The sequence below is a fragment of the Pseudonocardia sp. Ae150A_Ps1 genome (assembly GCF_001932315.1).
In the GTDB taxonomy this organism is placed as follows: domain Bacteria; phylum Actinomycetota; class Actinomycetes; order Mycobacteriales; family Pseudonocardiaceae; genus Pseudonocardia.
The window spans coordinates 5,317,505-5,334,795 of sequence record NZ_MCIJ01000001.1 but is presented as its reverse complement, the minus strand read 5'-3'; the positions used below and the strand labels follow the sequence as shown (position 1 = coordinate 5,334,795).

Below are 17,291 nucleotides of genomic sequence, written 5' to 3'. Positions count from 1 at the left end.
GGCACCACACCCGAAACCGACCCCACCTCGCAAGGAGATACCGACCGTGGCTGACAACGCTGAGATCCTGTCCGGGCTGGCCGAGATCGTCGAGGAGGTCGCAGGCATCGACACCGCCGAGGTGACCCCGGAGAAGTCCTTCGTGGACGACCTGGACATCGACTCGCTGTCCATGGTGGAGATCGCCGTCCAGGCCGAGGACAAGTTCGGCGCCAAGATCCCGGACGACCAGCTGGCCGAGCTGAAGACCGTCGGCGACGCCGTCGACTTCATCGCCAAGCACCAGTGAGTCGTTCCGGCGCGCACCGCGCCGGGGAAGGGGAGACACCATGACCGACGGAGTGGTCGTCACCGGTTTCGGGGCCACCACCCCGCTCGACGGGGACGCCATGTCCACCTGGGAGGCGCTGCTCGCCGGCAAGTCCGGCGTCGGCACCACCCGCGCGGACTGGACCGAGCGCTTCGACCTGCCGGTGGGCATCTCGGCCCAGCTCGCCGTGGACCCGGCGGAGGTCCTGCCACGGGTGCAGGCCCGCCGCATGGACCGCTGCGAGCAGGTCGCGATGATCGCCGCCCGGGAGGCCTGGGCGCACTCGGGGCTCGGTGCCGTCCCCGGTGAGGACGGCGCGAGCGTCGAGGGCGAGCGGCTGGCCGTCGTGCTGGGCGCCGGCATCGGCGGCGCGCCGACGCTCCTCGCGCAGGACGACCTGCTCGAGGAGCACGGCCTGCGCAAGGTCTCGCCGCTCACCGTCCCCATGCTCATGCCGAACGGGCCGGCCGCCATGGTCAGCCTGGAGTACAAGGCCAAGGGCGGGGTCCACTCCCCCGCGTCAGCGTGCGCGACCGGGGCCGAGGCGCTCGCCTGGGCCTACCGGCTGCTGCAGGCCGGCGAGGTGGACGTCGTGCTCGCCGGTGGCGCCGAGTCCTGCATCGTGCCGATCACCGTGGCCGGGTTCGTCCAGGCGCGGACGCTGTCCACCCGCAACGACGACCCGGAGCGCGCCTCCCGGCCGTTCGACACCGGGCGGGACGGCTTCGTGCTCGGCGAGGGCGCCGGGGTGCTGGTGCTCGAGCGCGAGGAGTTCGCGAAGGCCCGCGGCGCGACCGTCCACGGCCGGCTGGCCGGGATCGGCCTCACCTCGGACGCGTACCACATCACCGGGCCCGACCCCGAGGGCGAGGGCCAGGTCCGGGCGATGCGCAAGGCCGTCACGAACGCCGGCCTGGAGCCCTCCGACGTCACCCACGTCAACTGCCACGCCACCTCCACGGTGGTCGGCGACGTCGGCGAGTCGGTGGCCGTGAAGAAGGCCCTGGGCGACCACCCGGTGCTCACCGCGCCGAAGTCGGCGCTCGGGCACCTGGTCGGCGGGGCCGGAGCGGTCGAGGGCATCATCACGATGCTGTCGGTCCGCGACGACGTCGTCCCGGCGACGCTCAACCTCACCGACAAGGACCCGAAGGTCGAGCTGGACGTGGTCTCCGGTGAGCCGCGCAAGCTCACGGTCGACGCGGCGCTGAACAACTCGTTCGGCTTCGGCGGGCACAACGCCTCGCTGCTGTTCACCAAGCCCTGAGGCACTCCCCCACGACGACGACGGCGGCGGCTCCGTGGACCGGAGCCGCCGCCGTCGTCGTGCGTGGTGGCCTCAGCAGGGGGCGCCGAGGATCCCGCCCGGGTCGCCCACCAGGATCCGCGGCGGCGAGCCCGCCATCGGGTAGGTGGCCTGCCAGCAGATCCGCCCGACCTGCAGGCCCGGCGGGCCGTCCTCGGGGTTCTGCACGCTCACGAAGCGCACCAGCGCCACCACGCCGCCGCCCGGGGCCGGGTCGATCCGGTCCACCCGGATCGTGCCGTCGGTGGTGGTCCCGACCCCGTCCAGCCAGACGTCGCGCGGTTGCTGCTCGGCGCGTTCCGGGCTGACCACCCGGGTCCAGGTCGCGTGGTCCCGGCCGTTGATCGCGTTGAAGTAGAGCTGGACCTGTTCCAGGACCAGCTGCGCGGCCGGATGGTCCGCGGCCCCGTCGCTGATCGTGACGGTCTGGTCCCCCGCGCCGTCGTCGGGCACCCGCGGCGGCGCCGCGGCCGGTCCGACGCCGTCCGGTGAGGACCCGGACGCCGTCCAGGCGGTCCCCCCGAGCGCGACCAGTGCCACGACCAGCCCCGCGGCCACCGCAGCGGCCCGCGCGCTCATCGTTCCCCCGTGCACACGTCGTCCAGTGTGCCCGGAGGCGTCCGGGTCAGCCGACCCGGTGGGTCAGCCAGGTGACCGCGGCACCGTCACCGGCGAAGCGGAAGGACTCCAGCTCGTCGTCCCAGGCGGTGCCGAGGAGCTGGTCGAGCTGCCGGGTGAGGCCCGTGCCGCCGTGCTCGGCCATCACCGCGCGCAGCTGGTCCTCGGGCAGCACGACGTCGCCGTTGGCGCTCGTGCGGCCGTGCCACATGCCGAGGCCGGGGACGTGCATGAACCGTTCACCGTCCACGCCGGGGCTCGGTTCCTCGGTCACCTCGAACCGCAGCATCGACCAGGCGCGCAGCGCTCCCGCGAGGGCCCCACCGCTGCCGGCCGGACCGCTCCACGAGCACTCGGCCCGCATCTGCCCGGACGCCACCGGCTGCGCGGACCACTCGAGAGAGACCCGCGCCCCGAGGACGCCCGAAATCGCCCACTCGACGTGCGGACAGACCGCAGTCGGCGACGAGTGGACGAACACCACTCCGCGTGTGCTCACTGCCAACCTCCGCTGTCGTCGACGAGGATCGTCTTCCCCTACGTCCTCTGTGACTTCTGCGGTGCTGCGTGGTGACGCGCGGTACGGATGTGCTGCGTGTGGGTGTGAGGGCGACCTCCGGGTCAGGTGGGTCCGTGGCATCACTCTGCCGCATTCCGCCCCGGGCGGCCACCCCGACACGACTTACGGGTGAACCGCCGACGGCGTGTCGCGGCCCGGCGCGCGGGTCACGCGGTGTAGGTGGCGATCATCGCACCGGACGCCGGATCCACCGTCTCCGAGCGGACCAGATCGCCCCGGTCGGCGAGGACGTCGAGGTGCGCACCGGTCTCCAGGACGGCCAGCATCCGGTTGAACAGGTCCATGTCGTCGAACCGGTGCTCGCGGCGGGTCCAGCGCAGCACCCGGGCCACGTCCTGGGCGGTCGGTGCGCCCGCGACGACGGCGTCCCGGCTCTGGGCGAGCCGCACGTCGTGGTGTGCGAGCAGCTCGTCGACCCGGGCGTGCACCCGGCCACCGATCGCGCCGTGCGCGGGCAGCAGGCCGGCGTCGGGCAGCGAGCGGACCAGCCGCAGCGAGTCGAGGAACTGGCCGAGCGGGCTGTCCACGATTGTCGGCTGCAGCCCGATCGACGGGGTGATCCGCGGCAGGACGTGGTCACCGGCGAAGAAGAGCTCGTTCTCGGCGTCGGTGAAGACGAGGTGCCCGCGGGTGTGCCCGGGCGTCTCGACGGCGGTGAGGGTGCGGGTGCCGGACTGGTCCCCGACGGCGATCGCCGCCCGGTCGGCGATCCACTCGTCGGGCGCCTCCCACTCCTCGGGCACCGGCCGCGGCCACGGACCGCTGCGGCCGATCTCCTCGACGATGTCCACGGCGCCGCACCGCAGCAGCCGGGTCCGCTCGGGCTCGCGCTCGGCACGGTCCGGGGAGGCGATGATGTCGAGGTTCGGCTTCTCCCCCGCCCCCAGCAGGACCCGGGCGCCGTACTCGCGGCGCAGGATCGACGCGAGCGTGTAGTGGTCCCGGTGGGCGTGGGTGATGAGGAACCGGCGGACGTCGCCGAACCCGGAACCGAGGGCGGCCAGCGCCTTCCCCAGCAGGTCACGGGACTCGTCGATGGCCCAGCCGGAGTCCACCAGGGTCCACCCGTCGGCGTCGGCGATCGCGTAGACGTTGACGGCGCGCAGGCCGTCCTGGGGCAGTGGCAGCGGGATCCGGTACACCCCGGGCGCGCAGCGGAACACGCCGGGCGTGGTCCAGTCGCCGTCGGGATCGTCGTCGGTCACGGTCGGGAGGCTCACCCCTCGACCCTAGATCGTTGCCGTTGCTAGCGGGTGAAGGCGTCCTCCCCCGGCTCGTGCGCAGCGAACATCTCCTCGCCGTAGTGCTCCCGGAAGGTGGTCAGGACGTCGTCGAGCGGGAGGTCGTGGAACGTGCCGCGGTCGTGCTCGTAGCTCATGTAGCGGGCACCGGCGCCGTCGTAGGCGTGCATCAGGGCGTCGCCGGTGCCGTCGAACGCGATCGGCTCGACGCCGAAGCGGGCGCACAGCTCGGCGTTGAACGCCGGGGTGGCCTTGCGCCAGGCGCCGTCGAGCCACAGCGCGGTGTAGCCGTGCCAGACGAACAGGTCCGCCCCGCCCATCCGGTCCCGCAGCCGCGGGGTGTTGAGGTGGTTGCGGACGTCGGCGAAGCCGAGCCGGGCCGGGCCGGGATCCCGGCGGCACGGGCGGCCGCGGTGAGCAGCACCGCCTTGGGCACGCACCAGTTGCCCTGCTGCCCGGCGACCCGGCTCGCGCGGTACGCCTCCGGGTCGGTGACGACGCAGAACGGATCGTACCAGATCTCGTCGCGGACGGCCTCGAACAACGCCGCGGCCCGCGCGCGGGGGTCGTCGAGCCCCGCGGTCACCCGGGCGGCGAAGGCTCGCACCGCGGGGGCGTCCGAGTCCGTGAACCGGCCCGGTTCCAGGTCCTGTGCGGCCGGCTCGCCGGTCCCGGTCGATGGCTCCCGTGCGGACACCGTCGTCCTCCCCTCTCGTGTGGTCGCGACCCTACGCGGGCCCCTGAATCTCACCGTACGTAGGCGTTCGAGCACCCTGTGCCGATCTTCGGCGCGGAGTCCACCCGAGGGTGGGACATGATCGCACCGGGAGTGTGGCCGGTTCCGCGCTACCGTCCCTGCGTTCGCTGATCACGATGGTCGGCCGCGGGGGCGCGGTACGGCGGAGGAGGGGCGCACGCATGGGGGCAGGGATCCCGGAGCAACGGTCCGGGCAGGACGCGCCGTTCCTCACCGTGGCAGAGGTGGCCGAGCGGATGCGGGTGTCGCGGATGACGGTGTACCGGCTGGTGCACTCCGGCGAGCTGCCCGCGGTGCGGTTCGGCCGGTCGTTCCGGGTGCCACCGGAGTCGGTGGAGACGTTGATCGAGTCGGCCCGCTACACGGGGAGCTGAGCGCCACCGATGCTGCCCACCGACGCCGCCTCCGCGCGGCGGGTGGCCGGTACCTACGACACGCCGGAGGCCGACGCCGAGCGGGTCCGGGCCCGGTCGTTGCTGGCCGCGGATCCCGGCGAGCGGATCCTGCTCGTCGGGACCGGGCCGGGGCACCTGCTCGCGGAGCTCGCCACCGCGCGCGGTCCCGGCGTGCAGGGCGTCGATCCCGACCCGGTGATGGTGACGCTCGCCCGGCGACGGTGCGGGCCCGCGGCCGTCGTCGAGCAGCGGGCGCTCGGTGGTCCCCGGTCGCTGCCCGACGGGCCGTTCGACGCCGTCGCCTGCCTGCAAGTGCTGGAGTTCCTGACCGACACCCGTGCGGCCGTGGCGGAGCTGTACCGGGTGCTGCGCCCGGGCGGGCGCCTGCTGGTGCTCGACACCGACTGGACCTCGCTGCACTGGCCGGGCCACGGTCAGGACCGGCACCGCCGCGTCCGGGACGCCTGGTGCACGACGATGCCGCGGCCGCGCCTGCCGCACGAGCTGGGTCCGCTGCTGCGCGCGGCCGGGTTCGCCGACGAGTGGGCCGAGCGCGCGACGATGCGTGGGCCGGCCTCCACCGGTTACGGCGCGGAGCTGCGCGAGATGGTCGCCGGCGCCGCGCCCGGGCGGTGCGGGCTCACCCGGGCCGAGGTCGACGCCTGGGCGGACGGTGTCGCCGCGTGTGCGGACGAGCCGTTCTCGGTGGACCGGTGGTTCCTGGGCGCCCGGCGGCCTGGCGGGACCCGAGCATGATCGGGCAGCATCGGCGCCCGTGAGCAGTACGCCAGACGCACGGGTCCCGGCCCGGGTCCGGATCGGGCAGCGGCCCGACCACGTCCGCTGGTTCCGGGTGGTGCCCCGGACCGGGGAGTGGGTCAACTTCGCGCCACCCGGGATGACACGCGACGACTACGAGGTCGACTGGGTGATGCACTGGGCCGTCGACCCCGACGACGGCGACCAGCCGGACGTCACGATCGAGATCCAGCTCGTCGACCCGGAGGGCTGAGCGCCGGTCAGCGGAAGCCGTGACTGGTGATCGCGGCGGGGCCGCCGCGGCGGACGGCGTCGAGGACCGCCCGCTCGTGCGGCACGGTGTCGACCGGCAGCGCGGCCAGCGGGAACCAGTCCAGCCCGGCGGTCTTGCCGGTCTCGGCCGCGTGCGGCTCGCCCGTCCAGCGGCGGGCGGTGAAGAAGAAGTCGACGCGTTCGTCGACCGGATCGCCGTTGCGCTGCGTCCGGTGCAGGGCGGTCAGCGGCAGCAGGTCGGCCGGGTCGATCGTGACGCCGAGCTCCTCGCGGGCCTCCCGGACGGCCGCGGCGGGCGCGTCCTCACCCTCCTCGACGTGACCGGCCGCGGCGGCGGCCCAGTGGCCGTCCATGAACCCGGTATTCGCACGCAGCTGCAGGAGCACCTCGGTGCGCTCGCCGTCGCCGCGCAGCAGCAGGACGTAGGACGCGGGGACCACCCGGTAGCGATCGGTCACGGCGCCGACCCTAGGCGGGATCCGGCGCGGGACCCGGCGCGGGACCCGGCGCGGGATTCGAGAAGGACCCCGAACCTCGTCGCAACGCCGGGGTAACGGGGTGCGCCTACCGTCCCTGCGATGGCGGTGCGGGACGAGGAGCGCAGGGCGGTCGGTGACCGGCTCGGGATGGTTCCGCCACGCGGGTCGGAACTGAGGTTCCGCACGGTGCACGGCTACCGGCGGGCGTTCCGCGTCGCCGGGTCCGGGCCGCCGATCGTGCTCGTGCACGGCATCGGCGACAGCTCCGCGACCTGGGAGGCCGTCCTCCCGGCACTGGCCCGCCGGTTCCTGGTGATCGCCCCGGACCTGCTCGGGCACGGTCACTCGGACAAGCCGCGCGCCGACTACTCGGTCGCGGCGTACGCCAACGGGATCCGTGACCTGCTCGGGGTCCTCGGCGTACCGCGCGCGACGCTGGTCGGGCACTCGCTCGGCGGCGGCGTCGCGATGCAGTTCGCCTACCAGTACCCCGACCGCACCGAGCGCCTCGTGCTCGTCGGCAGCGGCGGCGCGGGCCCGGAGGTGACGCCGTTGCTGCGGGCCGTCAGCCTGCCCGGTGCGCAGGCGGCGCTCGCCGCGCTGCAGCTGCCGCCGGTGCGGTGGCAGGCCGGGCTCGTCCTGGACCTGCTCCGGGTGCTCGGTGCCGATCTCGGACGGGACGCGACCGGCCTGCTCCGGCTGATCGACGCGCTGCCGGACGCGACGTCGCGGGCCGCGTTCATCCGGACGCTGCGGGCGGTCGTCGACTGGCGCGGGCAGGTCGTCACGATGCTCGACCGCTGCTACCTGACCCGCGGGATGCCGACGATGCTGGTGTGGGGCGGGCGGGACGCCGTGGTGCCCGTCGAGCACGGCTACACCGCGCACCGGGCGATGCCGGGCAGCCGGCTGGAGGTGTTCGACGACGCCGGGCACTTCCCGTTCCACTCCGATCCGGCCCGGTTCGTCGGGCTGCTGGAGGAGTTCCTCGACTCGACCGAACCCGCGCGGTGGAGCCCGGAGCAGTGGCGCCAGCTGCTGCGCTGCCCGGCCCCCGTCCCGGCGCGACCCGGACCGGTGTCCGCGACCTGACCGCTCCCAGGCCGGCCGCTCGCTCAGTGGAGGATGCCGAGCCACCGGGACGCGCAGGCGTGGCAGGCGCCGTATGTGGTGTCGTCGCGAGCCACCTGGCGCAGGCAGAACGGGCAGTGCACCAGCCGGCGGCGGGCCCGGCGCAGCAGGCGGTCGCGGACGTCGCGGACCGCCGCCGCCTGCTCGTCGTCCGGGTCGGTGCACCCGGCGAGCCCCGGGACCTCCTCCTCGACCGGTTCCAGGACCGGCAGGTGCCCGTCCCACCGGGTACGGGGACGGGCGAGGCGGGGCGGCCCGTACGGGGCCAGCCCGAGCATCAGCTGGGCGGGTTCCCCCGCGACGAACCAGTCGACGGCCGGCCCCGCCCCCGGCACGGGCAGGCCGGCCGAGCGCAGGTCGGCGTCGGTCCAGCCGCCCGCCCGCAGCTCGGCGGGGGTCAGCCCGAAGTGCCGCAGGCCGTCGGCGGGGAGGTCGAGGTCGCGCAGCTCGGACGGTGAGGGGACGCCGACGAACACCCGTCCGCGGGCGGGCGGGTCGTCGTCCTCGGCCCGAGGGGTCCCGCCGTCGCCGGAGGCGGGTCGCCACGGTGCCGCGACCAGCAGGGCGAGGACCCGCGGGTCGATGCCGAGCCGCCGGGCGAGCTCGTCCGTGTGGTCCTGCACCGGTGGTTCCCCCTCCCTGTCCCCGGGGTTCCGCCGCGGGGCCTCGCGACGCGCCGCGGGGCGGCACCGGAGTCGTCCGGTACCGCCCCGCGGTGTCGTGCCGGGTGTCAGCTGCAGCCGCTGGTGGAGCCGCAGCCCTCGCAGAGGTAGCAGGATCCCGCCGGCCGCATCTTCGTCCCGCAGGTCATGCACAGCGGGGCGTCCGCGGCCTTGCCCAGCCGCAGCTCCAGCAGCTCGGTGGAGCTGCCGACCTCGGCCGGAGCCGGCTCGACGCCGGCCTCGTCCTTCTTCTCGGACGTGGGCACGGAGGACCGGAACTCCTCCATGTCCAGCTTCTCCGAGCCCGAGCCGTAGTCGCTCTCGACCTGGGCCGACCGCTCGTCCGAGGAGAAGATCCCCAGCTGGACCCGCTTCTCGTACGGGAGGTGGTCCAGCGCGAGACGGCGGAACAGGTAGTCCAGCACCGAGGTCGCGATCCGGACGTCCGGGTCGTCGGTCATGCCGGCCGGCTCGAACCGCAGGTTGGAGAACTTCGAGACGTAGAACTCGAGCGGGATGCCGTACTGCAGCCCCACCGAGATCGACATCGAGAAGGCGTCCATCACACCGGCGAGCGTCGAGCCCTGCTTGCCGAGCTTGACGAAGATCTCGCCGAGCCCGTCGTCGGGGTAGCTGCCCGCGGTCAGGTAGCCCTCAGCACCGCCGACGGTGAAAGACACCGTCTCGCTGGGGCGCTTCTTCGGGAGCCGCTTGCGGATGGGCCGCTGCTCGACGACGACCTTCGGCTCCGCCTCGGCCGTCCTCTCGCCGGAGCCGCCCTTGCCTGCGGACAGCGGCTGGCCGACCTTGCAGTTGTCGCGGTAGATCGCGAGTGCCTTGAGGCCGAGCCGCCACCCCTCGAGGTAGATCCGCTCGACGTCCTCGACGGTGGCCCGCTCGGGCATGTTCACCGTCTTGGAGATCGCACCGGACAGGAACGGCTGGGCCGCCGCCATCATCCGGACGTGTCCCATCGGCGCGATCGACCGCTCGCCCATGGCGCAGTCGAACACCTCGTAGTGCTCGGGCCGCATGCCCGGGGCGTCGACGACGTGGCCGTGCTCGGCGACGTACTCGACGATCGCCTCGGCCTGCTCGGCCTGGTAGCCGAGGTTGTCCAGCGCCCGGCGCACCGACTGGTTGACGATCTGCATGGAGCCGCCGCCGACCAGCTTCTTGAACTTGACCAGCGCCAGGTCCGGCTCGATGCCGGTCGTGTCGCAGTCCATCATCAGGCCGATCGTGCCGGTCGGTGCCAGCACGGAGGCCTGGGCGTTGCGCCAGCCGTTCGCCTCGCCGATCTCCTGGCACTGCTTCCAGGTCAGCGTGGCGAGCTTCTGGATCGCGGTGGACGCCGCGAAGGTGCAGATCCCGTCGTTCGCGGCCGCGTGCTTGCGGATCACCCGCTGGTGCGCCTCGGCGTTGCGGGCGTAGCCCTCGTACGGGCCGACGACACCGGCGAGCTCCGCGGAGCGCTTGTACGCGGCACCGGTCATGAGGGAGGTGATCGCGCCGGCCAGCGCGCGGCCGCCCTCCGAGTCGTACGCGTGCCCGGTCGCCATGAGCAGCGCGCCGAGGTTCGCGTAGCCGATGCCGAGCTGCCGGAACTTCCGGGTGGTGTCGGCGATCGGGTCGGTCGGGAAGTCCGCGAAGCAGATGGAGATGTCCATCGCGGTGATGATCAGCTCGACGGCATTGGCGAAGGTCTCGGCGTCGAACCGGTCGTCGGCGTCGAGGAACTTCAGCAGGTTCAGCGACGCGAGGTTGCAGCTGGAGTTGTCCAGGTGCATGTACTCCGAGCACGGGTTCGACGCGGTGATCCGGCCCGACTCCGGGCAGGTGTGCCAGTCGTTGATCGTGCCGTCGTACTGGATGCCGGGGTCGGCGCAGTTCCAGGCGGCCTCGGCGATGCCGTGGAAGAGCTTGCGGGCGTCGACGGTGTCGATCACCTCGCCGGTCATCCGGGCGCGCAGGCCGAACTCGGTGTCCTCCTCGACGGCGCGCATGAACTCGTCGGAGACCCGGATCGAGTTGTTGGCGTTCTGGTACTGCACCGAGGTGATGTCGGAGCCGCCGAGGTCCATGTCGAAGCCGGCGTCGCGCAGCACGCGGACCTTGGCCTCCTCCTTGGCCTTGGTCTCGACGAACTCCTCGACGTCGGGGTGGTCGACGTCGAGGACGACCATCTTCGCCGCCCGGCGGGTCGCGCCCCCGGACTTGATCGTCCCGGCGGAGGCGTCCGCACCGCGCATGAAGGAGACCGGGCCCGACGCGGTGCCGCCCGAGGACAGCAGCTCCTTCGACGACCGGATGCGGGAGAGGTTCAGACCGGCACCGGAGCCGCCCTTGAAGATCAGGCCCTCCTCCCGGTACCAGTTCAGGATCGACTCCATCGTGTCGTCGACCGACAGGATGAAGCAGGCGCTGACCTGCTGCGGGCTGGGCGTACCGACGTTGAACCACACCGGCGAGTTGAAGCTGAACACCTGGTGGATCAGCATCCAGGTCAGCTCGTGGTCGAACACCTCGGCGGCGGCGTCCGTGGCGAAGTAGCCGTTCTCGACCCCGGCCCGCCGGTAGGTCCCGACGACGCGCTCGACGAGCTGCTTGAGGCTGGACTCCCGCGTCTCGGAGCCGACCGCACCGCGGAAGTACTTGCTCGTGACGATGTTAGTGGCGTTCACCGACCAGGACGACGGGAACTCCACGCCGCGCTGCTCGAAGTTGACCGTGTCGTCACGCCAGTTCGTCATGACGACGTCGCGGCGCTCCCACTCGACCTGCTCGTACGGGTGGACGCCCTCGGTGGTGAAGACGCGCGGCACGGTCAGGCCACGGCGCTTCGCGCCGGCCTTGCCCCGGCCGCGGGCGGCCTTCGGGGCCTCCCCCGCGCCGTTCGTGCTCTCGCTCCCGGTGCCTGTCGTCGGGCCCCCGACGGTCTCGGTCATGAACTGCCTCCGCATCCGACGTCCTCTGCCCGCCCGCGCGCTGGGGTGCGCGGGCGTTCCCCGGACGGTGCCGTGCACCGTCCCCCTTCCGGTCCTGCCGACGTGGCTCCCGCGGTGCCGGTGTGCGCGCCCCCTGGTGCCCGCACCGGTCCGATCGGTCGCCCGGTTCAGCCGTCCCGGTTGCCGGCCGCGTCGTCGGCTGCTTCCCCGGCAGCCGCCGTACGCAGATCGGCGATCTCCTTCTCGAAGTCCTCGATGGAGGAGAAGGACCGGTAGACGCTCGCGAACCGCAGGTACGCGACCTCGTCGAGATCGCGCAACGGTCCGAGGATCGCCAGCCCCACCTCGTGGCTGGGAATCTCGGCCGCCCCGCGGGCACGCACCGTCTCCTCGACCCTGTGGGCGAGCTGCTGCAGGTCGTCCTCGTCGACCGGCCGGCCCTGACACGCCCGCCGAACCCCTCCGACCACCTTCTGGCGGCTGAAGGGCTCGCTCACCCCGCTGCGCTTGACGACGGCGAGCACGGTCTCCTCGACCGTGGTGAACCGGCGACCGCACGCGGTGCAGGACCGGCGACGGCGGGTACACGTCCCGTCGTCGGCGGTCCGGGAATCGATCACCCGCGAGTCCGGGTGGCGGCAGAAGGGGCAACGCACGACGTACCCACCCTCTTTCTCCCGCGACCTACCGGAGACTCTCCGCGATGACCTGTTCCCCAACCCGTGGGAGAACGACACCAATGTAACCCCTACATCTAGGGGTGCGCCATCCCAGGGGCGGCGCGGCGCCGAGCTTCGCCCGATCGGGACCCGAAGCCTCGCACACCGGCTCCCGGTCCCCGCCGACAGCAACCGATCATGAACGGATGCATACGCCCTGATCAGGTCGTGCACGCCGGCACCGCCCGCCGTCCGTCGCCCCGGAACGACCGCGCCGGACGACCACCCGGTTCCGCGACACGCCAGTGTGTCGCGCCCGGCGGCCACCGGTCAGCGTCCGGTCGCCGCCGTCACGACCGGCCCCGCCGGGCTCGCGGGGGCCGTCGCGCCGCCGGCGTTCCACCCGGCGGCCGCGTCACCCAGCAGCCCGAGCACCACGACGACGGTCGCCGCGCACAGCGCGACCGCCACCCCGGCCAGCAGCCGGGAGCCCCGCGAGTGCGCCTGCGCCTGCCGCGTCCGGCGACGCGCCGGGGCGACGCACCGGCGGTGCAGCGGACGAACCGTACGCGGCGCGGGCACGGACGACGGGCCCGCCGCCACCGGCCGCCGGTCACGCCCGGGGACCCCCGTCGTCCGCCACGCCGGTGCCGCGCCCGGGACGACCGGCACACCGTGGACGGTGCGGCGCCCGGCGCGCTCCGGACGGTCGTGGCCGCCCTCGGCCCGCTCGATGCCGGCCCAGCGGAGCGCGGCACGCTCGGCCGCCGACGGCCGGCGGACGCCCTCGGCCACCGGCACCGCCCGGTCCTCGACGGGGTCGGCGTCGCGCAGCGCCGCCGTGGAGCGGCCCCCGCCCGCGCAGACCGGCCGGACCGGGCGCCTGCGCTCACGCGGTCCGGCGGAGCGCGTTCCCCGCGCCGTCTCGCGGGTCCCCCGCGCCACGTCACGCACGTCGAGCTCTCGCATGGCTCCTCCTGCTCCTCGCGGACCGCCCCACCCGGGGCGGGGCGGTCGCCGTCGGCGCCCGGCCACACCCGGCCGCGCGCCCTGCTCACCCCCGACCGGCCCTTCCCCCAGCCCGGTCGAACGAGTGTACGAGCTGTGTAGCACCGGCCCCCCGACAGAAACGGGGGGCCGCCGGCCGGCGCCCGCGGGCCCGCCGACGCCGGCGGGTCAGCGACCCGTGGACACGGCCGCCGGAGCGACCGGGACGACGCCGGCGGTGGCGACCTCGGCCAGCAGGCCCAGCCCGACGACCGCCGTGGCGGAGGCGACCAGCACGCCCACGGCGGCGACCGCCCGGTGCAGCACGGAGGGCGCACCCGCCGACCCCGCCGAGCGCGCACCCGGCGGCATCCTGACCGCCGCAGGCGTCGCGGAGAACACCCGGACCGTCGTCCCACACGGCGGCGGCACCGCGAGCGGCGCCGTCCGAACCAGCTCCGCGGTGACCGGCGGGCGGACACCGCCGGGGACCACCCGCACCTCCGTCGTCGCGCTCACGATCTCCACCCCTCCCGGTCTCCGGCGCTGTACGGGCGCCGGACCGAAGTCGTCGAATCGATGTTCGATCGAACGCCTGTGCGCTGTTCTACCACCGGGGTCCGACGGAATCCACGACACGCCCGGCGCGAACTTCGAACGCATGTTTGGCGGACGGCCCGGACTTGGCTAGTGTTCGTGCCGGTAGATCCTCGAGGAGGCGAATGCGATGGCAGCGGACGAGTCCGGAGGCGGTGCGCCCGCCGGGCCGGGATCCGCGGACGTCCGGGAGTTCCCCGAGCCCCCGGCCGACACCCGTGGGCTGACCCCGCGGCAGCGGAAGGTCCTGTCGGTGATCCGGGACTGGGTGGACCGGTACGGGTACCCGCCGAGCGTGCGCGAGATCGGGGACGCGGTGGGGCTGACCTCCACCTCCTCGGTGCACCACCAGCTGCGGACCCTGGAGCGGAAGGGCTTCCTCCGCCGGGACCCGAACCGGACCCGGGCGGTCGACGTCCGGAGCCCGGAGCAGGCCGCGGCGGGCGACGGCACCGACGCGGACACCGAGGCGGTCCGGTCCGAGCGCCCGGCACCGGCCTTCGTGCCGCTGCTCGGTGACATCGCAGCGGGCGGGCCGATCCTCGCCGAGCAGGCCGTGCAGGACGTGTTCCCGCTCCCGCGGGAGATCGTCGGCGAGGGCACGTTGTTCCTGCTCAACGTCAAGGGCGACTCGATGGTCGACGCCGCGATCACCGACGGGGACTGGGTCGTCGTCCGGCAGCAGCCGGTCGCCGAGCAGGGCGAGGTCGTGGCCGCGATGATCGACGGCGAGGCGACGGTGAAGACGTTCCGCCGCAAGGATGGGCACATCTGGCTGATGCCGGCGAACGAGGCGTACGACCCGATCCCGGGGGACGACGCGTCGATCCTGGGCCGGGTCGTCGCGGTCATGCGCCGGCTCTGAGGCGCGGGACCGGGCCGTCGGCGGATCAGCTCCGCCGGCGGCCGTGCAGGACCATCGCGCCGATCCCGGCCAGCAGCAGCACCCCGAGCACCCCGGCCCCGGCGACGGCGGGCAGCCACGGCGGGAACGACCCGGTGCGGGGCACCTCCGCCGGTTGCGCGACCACGGGGGCCGCCGCGGCGGTCGCGGCCGTCGCCACGCCGGGCACGGCCCGGACGCCCGCCGGCGAGAGCCCGCGGGCCTCCGAGCCGGAGTGCAGCGTCCCGCGGCCGTCGAGGGCCACCGCCTCCCCCTGGGCCTCGTCCGGCAGCGGCACCGGCAGCGGCGCTGCGCGCAGGGCCTCGACGAGCGCGTCCGCGGAGACCCGGCCGTCCGGTGGCGGGCGCAGCGGGAACACCCACGCGTCGGTGTAGGTCCGCAGCGCGGCGACCCGGCCGCCGTCGGCGCCGGGAGGGCCGACCGCTCCCCCGGTGACCGTCCGGGTCCCGGTGGCGCCGAGCGGGCCGCCGGACGTGGCGGAGTACGGGAGGACCACCTCGCCGACCCGGTCCAGCGTGACCGGTGCGGCGCCGCCGTCGAGCGGGCCGGCGGGCCGGTACACCCCGGCCGCCCCCGTGGTCTTCGCGACGATCAGCGGGGTCCCGTCGTCGGCGAGGAGGATCGCCTCGGCGTCGCGCGGCCCGTCCGGGTAGACGAGGTCGTGCGCCCGCGCGGGCCCGGACACCGGCAGCTCGACCAGGCGCACCGTGCCGCGGTCGCCGCGGTTGTCGCCGATGTCGGCGAGCCAGAGGGTCCCGTCGGGTGTCGCACCGAGGTCCTCGACGTCGGTGACCCGGACACCGGTGTCCCGGATCTCGGTGACCGCGCAGGTCACCGGGTCGAGCGTGAGGACCTCGCCGGTTCCGCCGCCGTCGACGATCGCCCGGTACCGCACCGGGCCCGCTCCCGGTGGGCCCTCGGCGACCAGCCCGGAGAGCTCGGCGGCCCGCGGGTCCTCGGCCGTGCAGACCGGACGCGGCGCTGCCGGCCCGGGTGCGGCCCCGGTCCGTGGCGGGGCCCCCGGGACCTCGTCCGGCGCGGCGTGCGCCGCCGTCACCCCGCCGGCTCCGGCACCGCTGATGCCGAGGACGATCCCGAGCGCGACGGCGACCGGCCCCACACGGAGCCTGCTCCGCCGGGGCCGGGACATGCAGGGCCAGGACGTGCGGGGCCCCCTCGGGCTCAGTGCCCTGCCGCCGTCGCGGGCAGGTCGGTGCCCGCAGGATCGGTGTCCGCGGGCACCGTCGCGGTCCCGCCGACGGCGTACGGGAGCACCGCGGTGCCGAGCTCCGGACCGACCCGGGCGCGGACCCGGGTGCCCTCACCGGTGTGCTCCTCGGCGAGGACCTCGCCCTCGTCGTGGAGCCGGGCCACGAGCGCACCCTCGGTGTAGGGCAGCAGCAGGTCGACCTCGTACTCGGGGCGCGGGAGCAGCTCCGCGATCCGGTCGCGGAGCTTCCCGATGCCGCTGCCGTCGTGCGCGGAGACGAACACCGCCTCCGGCTGGGCGTGCCGCAGCCGGGCCAGTGCGAGGTCACCGGCGGCGTCGACCTTGTTGATCACCAGGAGCTCCCGCGGCATGGTGCCGCCCTGCTCCTCGCCGATCTCCACGAGGACCTGCCGGACCGCGGCGATCTGGTCGTCGGGCAGCGGGTCGGAGCCGTCGACGACGTGCACCAGCAGGTCCGCCCGGGCCGCCTCCTCCAGCGTCGAGCGGAACGCCTCGACGAGCTGGTGCGGCAGGTGCCGCACGAACCCGACCGTGTCGGTGAGGGTGTAGGCGCGGCCGTCGGGCGTCTCGGAGCGGCGCGTCGTCGGGTCCAGCGTCGCGAACAGCGAGTCCTGGACCAGGACCCCGGCGTCGGTCAGCTGGTTGAGGAGGCTGGACTTTCCGGCGTTGGTGTAGCCGACGATCGCGACCGACGGGACCTCGTTGCGGGTACGGTTCCCGCGCTGGGTCTCGCGGACCTGGCGCATCGCCCCGATCTCGCGGCGCAGCTTCGACATGCGCGCCCGGATCCGGCGGCGGTCCAGCTCGATCTTCGTCTCACCCGGGCCACGGCCACCGATGCCGACACCGCCTGCGGCCCGGCCACCGACCTGACGGGACAGCGCCTCACCCCAGCCGCGCAGGCGCGGGAGCAGGTAGGACAGCTGGGCCAGCTCGACCTGCGCCTTGCCGTCCCGGGAGCGGGCGTGCTGGGCGAAGATGTCGAGGATCAGCGCGGTCCGGTCGATCACCTTGACCTTGAGCCGCTCCTCCAGCTGGCGGAGCTGGCCGGGTGAGAGCTCGCCGTCGCAGATCACGGTGTCGGCGCCGGTCGCGCGGACCACCGTGGACAGCTCGTCGACCTTGCCGGAGCCGATGAAGGTCGCCGGATCCGGTGTCGAGCGGCGCTGCACGAGTCCGTCGAGGACCTCGGACCCCGCGGTCTCGGCGAGGCGGGCGAGCTCGGCGAGCGAGGCATCGGCCTGCTCGGCGCTGCCCTCGGTCCACACCCCGACCAGCACGACCCGTTCGAGCTGGAGCCGCCGGTACTCGACCTCGGTGATGTCGGTGAGCTCGGTGGAGAGGCCGTGGATCCGGCGGAGCGACGAGCGCTCCTCGAGGTCCAGCTCGCCCGCCGACGGGACGGCGGACCCTGCGGACGTGGACGGCACGGCGGCGGTGTGGGCTTCAGTCAT

20 protein-coding genes are annotated in these 17,291 nt (G+C 74.2%); 7 read left to right on the top strand and 13 right to left on the bottom strand.

Annotated elements, in window-relative coordinates; translation table 11 throughout:
- Positions 1 to 46: 46 nt before the first annotated feature.
- Complete coding sequence (locus tag Ae150APs1_RS25130; RefSeq protein ID WP_010231572.1) at positions 47 to 289, top strand: acyl carrier protein; 243 nt, start codon at positions 47 to 49, stop codon at positions 287 to 289.
- Between the two features lie 40 nt (positions 290 to 329).
- Positions 330 to 1,577, top strand: a complete 1,248-nt coding sequence (locus Ae150APs1_RS25125; protein WP_075300699.1) for a beta-ketoacyl-[acyl-carrier-protein] synthase family protein — start codon at positions 330 to 332, stop codon at positions 1,575 to 1,577.
- A gap of 72 nt (positions 1,578 to 1,649) precedes the next feature.
- Here Ae150APs1_RS25125 and Ae150APs1_RS25120 read toward each other — a convergent pair whose 3' ends face one another.
- The 5 genes from Ae150APs1_RS25120 to Ae150APs1_RS33950 all read right to left on the bottom strand — a co-directional run bounded on the left by Ae150APs1_RS25120 (position 1,650) and on the right by Ae150APs1_RS33950 (position 4,641).
- The gene (locus tag Ae150APs1_RS25120) at positions 1,650 to 2,195 is read right to left on the bottom strand and encodes a hypothetical protein (RefSeq protein WP_010231577.1); all 546 of its coding nucleotides are present in this window, start codon (positions 2,193 to 2,195) and stop codon (positions 1,650 to 1,652) included.
- A 46-nt stretch (positions 2,196 to 2,241) separates the two neighbouring features.
- Positions 2,242 to 2,733 (bottom strand): DUF3145 domain-containing protein, encoded by a 492-nt coding sequence (locus Ae150APs1_RS25115; protein ID WP_029239606.1) that lies wholly within the window; start codon positions 2,731 to 2,733, stop codon positions 2,242 to 2,244.
- A gap of 227 nt (positions 2,734 to 2,960) precedes the next feature.
- Positions 2,961 to 4,034: an MBL fold metallo-hydrolase gene (locus Ae150APs1_RS25110; protein ID WP_060573186.1), complete on the bottom strand. Its 1,074-nt coding sequence runs from the start codon at positions 4,032 to 4,034 to the stop codon at positions 2,961 to 2,963.
- A 26-nt stretch (positions 4,035 to 4,060) separates the two neighbouring features.
- A complete protein-coding gene (locus tag Ae150APs1_RS33955; RefSeq protein WP_249266473.1) occupies positions 4,061 to 4,225 on the bottom strand; it encodes a hypothetical protein in 165 nt (54 codons plus the stop codon).
- Positions 4,225 to 4,641, bottom strand: a complete 417-nt coding sequence (locus tag Ae150APs1_RS33950; RefSeq protein WP_249266593.1) for a transglutaminase-like domain-containing protein — start codon at positions 4,639 to 4,641, stop codon at positions 4,225 to 4,227. The genes Ae150APs1_RS33955 and Ae150APs1_RS33950 overlap by 1 nt, the downstream gene beginning before the upstream one ends.
- A 332-nt stretch (positions 4,642 to 4,973) precedes the next feature.
- Here Ae150APs1_RS33950 and Ae150APs1_RS25100 point away from each other — a divergent pair, with 332 nt between their 5' ends.
- Genes Ae150APs1_RS25100 through Ae150APs1_RS25090 form a run of 3 tightly spaced genes read left to right on the top strand, consistent with a single transcriptional unit; the run spans position 4,974 to position 6,219 of the window.
- Positions 4,974 to 5,186 (top strand): helix-turn-helix domain-containing protein, encoded by a 213-nt coding sequence (locus Ae150APs1_RS25100; RefSeq protein WP_010231584.1) that lies wholly within the window; start codon positions 4,974 to 4,976, stop codon positions 5,184 to 5,186.
- A gap of 9 nt (positions 5,187 to 5,195) precedes the next feature.
- The gene (locus Ae150APs1_RS25095; protein WP_075300697.1) at positions 5,196 to 5,963 is read left to right on the top strand and encodes a methyltransferase domain-containing protein; all 768 of its coding nucleotides are present in this window, start codon (positions 5,196 to 5,198) and stop codon (positions 5,961 to 5,963) included.
- 19 nt (positions 5,964 to 5,982) lie between these two features.
- On the top strand, positions 5,983 to 6,219 hold the full coding sequence (locus Ae150APs1_RS25090; protein ID WP_010231586.1) for a hypothetical protein: 237 nt from the start codon (positions 5,983 to 5,985) through the stop codon (positions 6,217 to 6,219).
- A 7-nt stretch (positions 6,220 to 6,226) separates the two neighbouring features.
- On the opposite strand, the gene Ae150APs1_RS25085 is transcribed toward Ae150APs1_RS25090, so the two are convergent.
- Positions 6,227 to 6,697 carry an NUDIX domain-containing protein gene (locus Ae150APs1_RS25085; protein WP_075300695.1) on the bottom strand — a complete coding sequence of 157 codons (471 nt, stop codon included), beginning with the start codon at positions 6,695 to 6,697 and terminating at the stop codon, positions 6,227 to 6,229.
- A 120-nt stretch (positions 6,698 to 6,817) separates the two neighbouring features.
- Here Ae150APs1_RS25085 and Ae150APs1_RS25080 point away from each other — a divergent pair, with 120 nt between their 5' ends.
- On the top strand, positions 6,818 to 7,810 hold the full coding sequence (locus Ae150APs1_RS25080; RefSeq protein ID WP_212567257.1) for an alpha/beta hydrolase: 993 nt from the start codon (positions 6,818 to 6,820) through the stop codon (positions 7,808 to 7,810).
- A 23-nt stretch (positions 7,811 to 7,833) separates the two neighbouring features.
- Here the strand turns inward: Ae150APs1_RS25080 and Ae150APs1_RS25075 are convergent, their stop codons facing one another.
- The 5 genes from Ae150APs1_RS25075 to Ae150APs1_RS25055 all read right to left on the bottom strand — a co-directional run bounded on the left by Ae150APs1_RS25075 (position 7,834) and on the right by Ae150APs1_RS25055 (position 13,624).
- Entirely contained in the window at positions 7,834 to 8,472 is a 639-nt protein-coding gene (locus tag Ae150APs1_RS25075) for a hypothetical protein (protein WP_075300693.1), read from the bottom strand.
- A gap of 107 nt (positions 8,473 to 8,579) precedes the next feature.
- Entirely contained in the window at positions 8,580 to 11,459 is a 2,880-nt protein-coding gene (locus Ae150APs1_RS25070; protein WP_075302579.1) for a vitamin B12-dependent ribonucleotide reductase, read from the bottom strand.
- Between the two features lie 167 nt (positions 11,460 to 11,626).
- Positions 11,627 to 12,115 (bottom strand): transcriptional regulator NrdR, encoded by a 489-nt coding sequence (gene nrdR / locus Ae150APs1_RS25065; protein ID WP_029239609.1) that lies wholly within the window; start codon positions 12,113 to 12,115, stop codon positions 11,627 to 11,629.
- Positions 12,116 to 12,448: 333 nt separating this feature from the next.
- Positions 12,449 to 13,087, bottom strand: a complete 639-nt coding sequence (locus Ae150APs1_RS25060; protein ID WP_075300691.1) for a hypothetical protein — start codon at positions 13,085 to 13,087, stop codon at positions 12,449 to 12,451.
- 207 nt (positions 13,088 to 13,294) lie between these two features.
- Positions 13,295 to 13,624, bottom strand: a complete 330-nt coding sequence (locus tag Ae150APs1_RS25055) for a hypothetical protein (RefSeq protein WP_139317054.1) — start codon at positions 13,622 to 13,624, stop codon at positions 13,295 to 13,297.
- A 208-nt stretch (positions 13,625 to 13,832) separates the two neighbouring features.
- On the opposite strand from Ae150APs1_RS25055, the gene lexA reads away from it, so the two are divergent.
- Positions 13,833 to 14,567, top strand: a complete 735-nt coding sequence (lexA, locus tag Ae150APs1_RS25050) for a transcriptional repressor LexA (protein WP_060573197.1) — start codon at positions 13,833 to 13,835, stop codon at positions 14,565 to 14,567.
- A gap of 25 nt (positions 14,568 to 14,592) precedes the next feature.
- Here the strand turns inward: lexA and Ae150APs1_RS25045 are convergent, their stop codons facing one another.
- Positions 14,593 to 15,756, bottom strand: coding sequence for a hypothetical protein (locus tag Ae150APs1_RS25045; protein WP_139317629.1), 1,164 nt, complete (start codon positions 15,754 to 15,756; stop codon positions 14,593 to 14,595).
- 32 nt (positions 15,757 to 15,788) lie between these two features.
- Positions 15,789 to 17,291 (bottom strand): GTPase HflX, encoded by a 1,503-nt coding sequence (hflX, locus tag Ae150APs1_RS25040; protein WP_050802549.1) that lies wholly within the window; start codon positions 17,289 to 17,291, stop codon positions 15,789 to 15,791.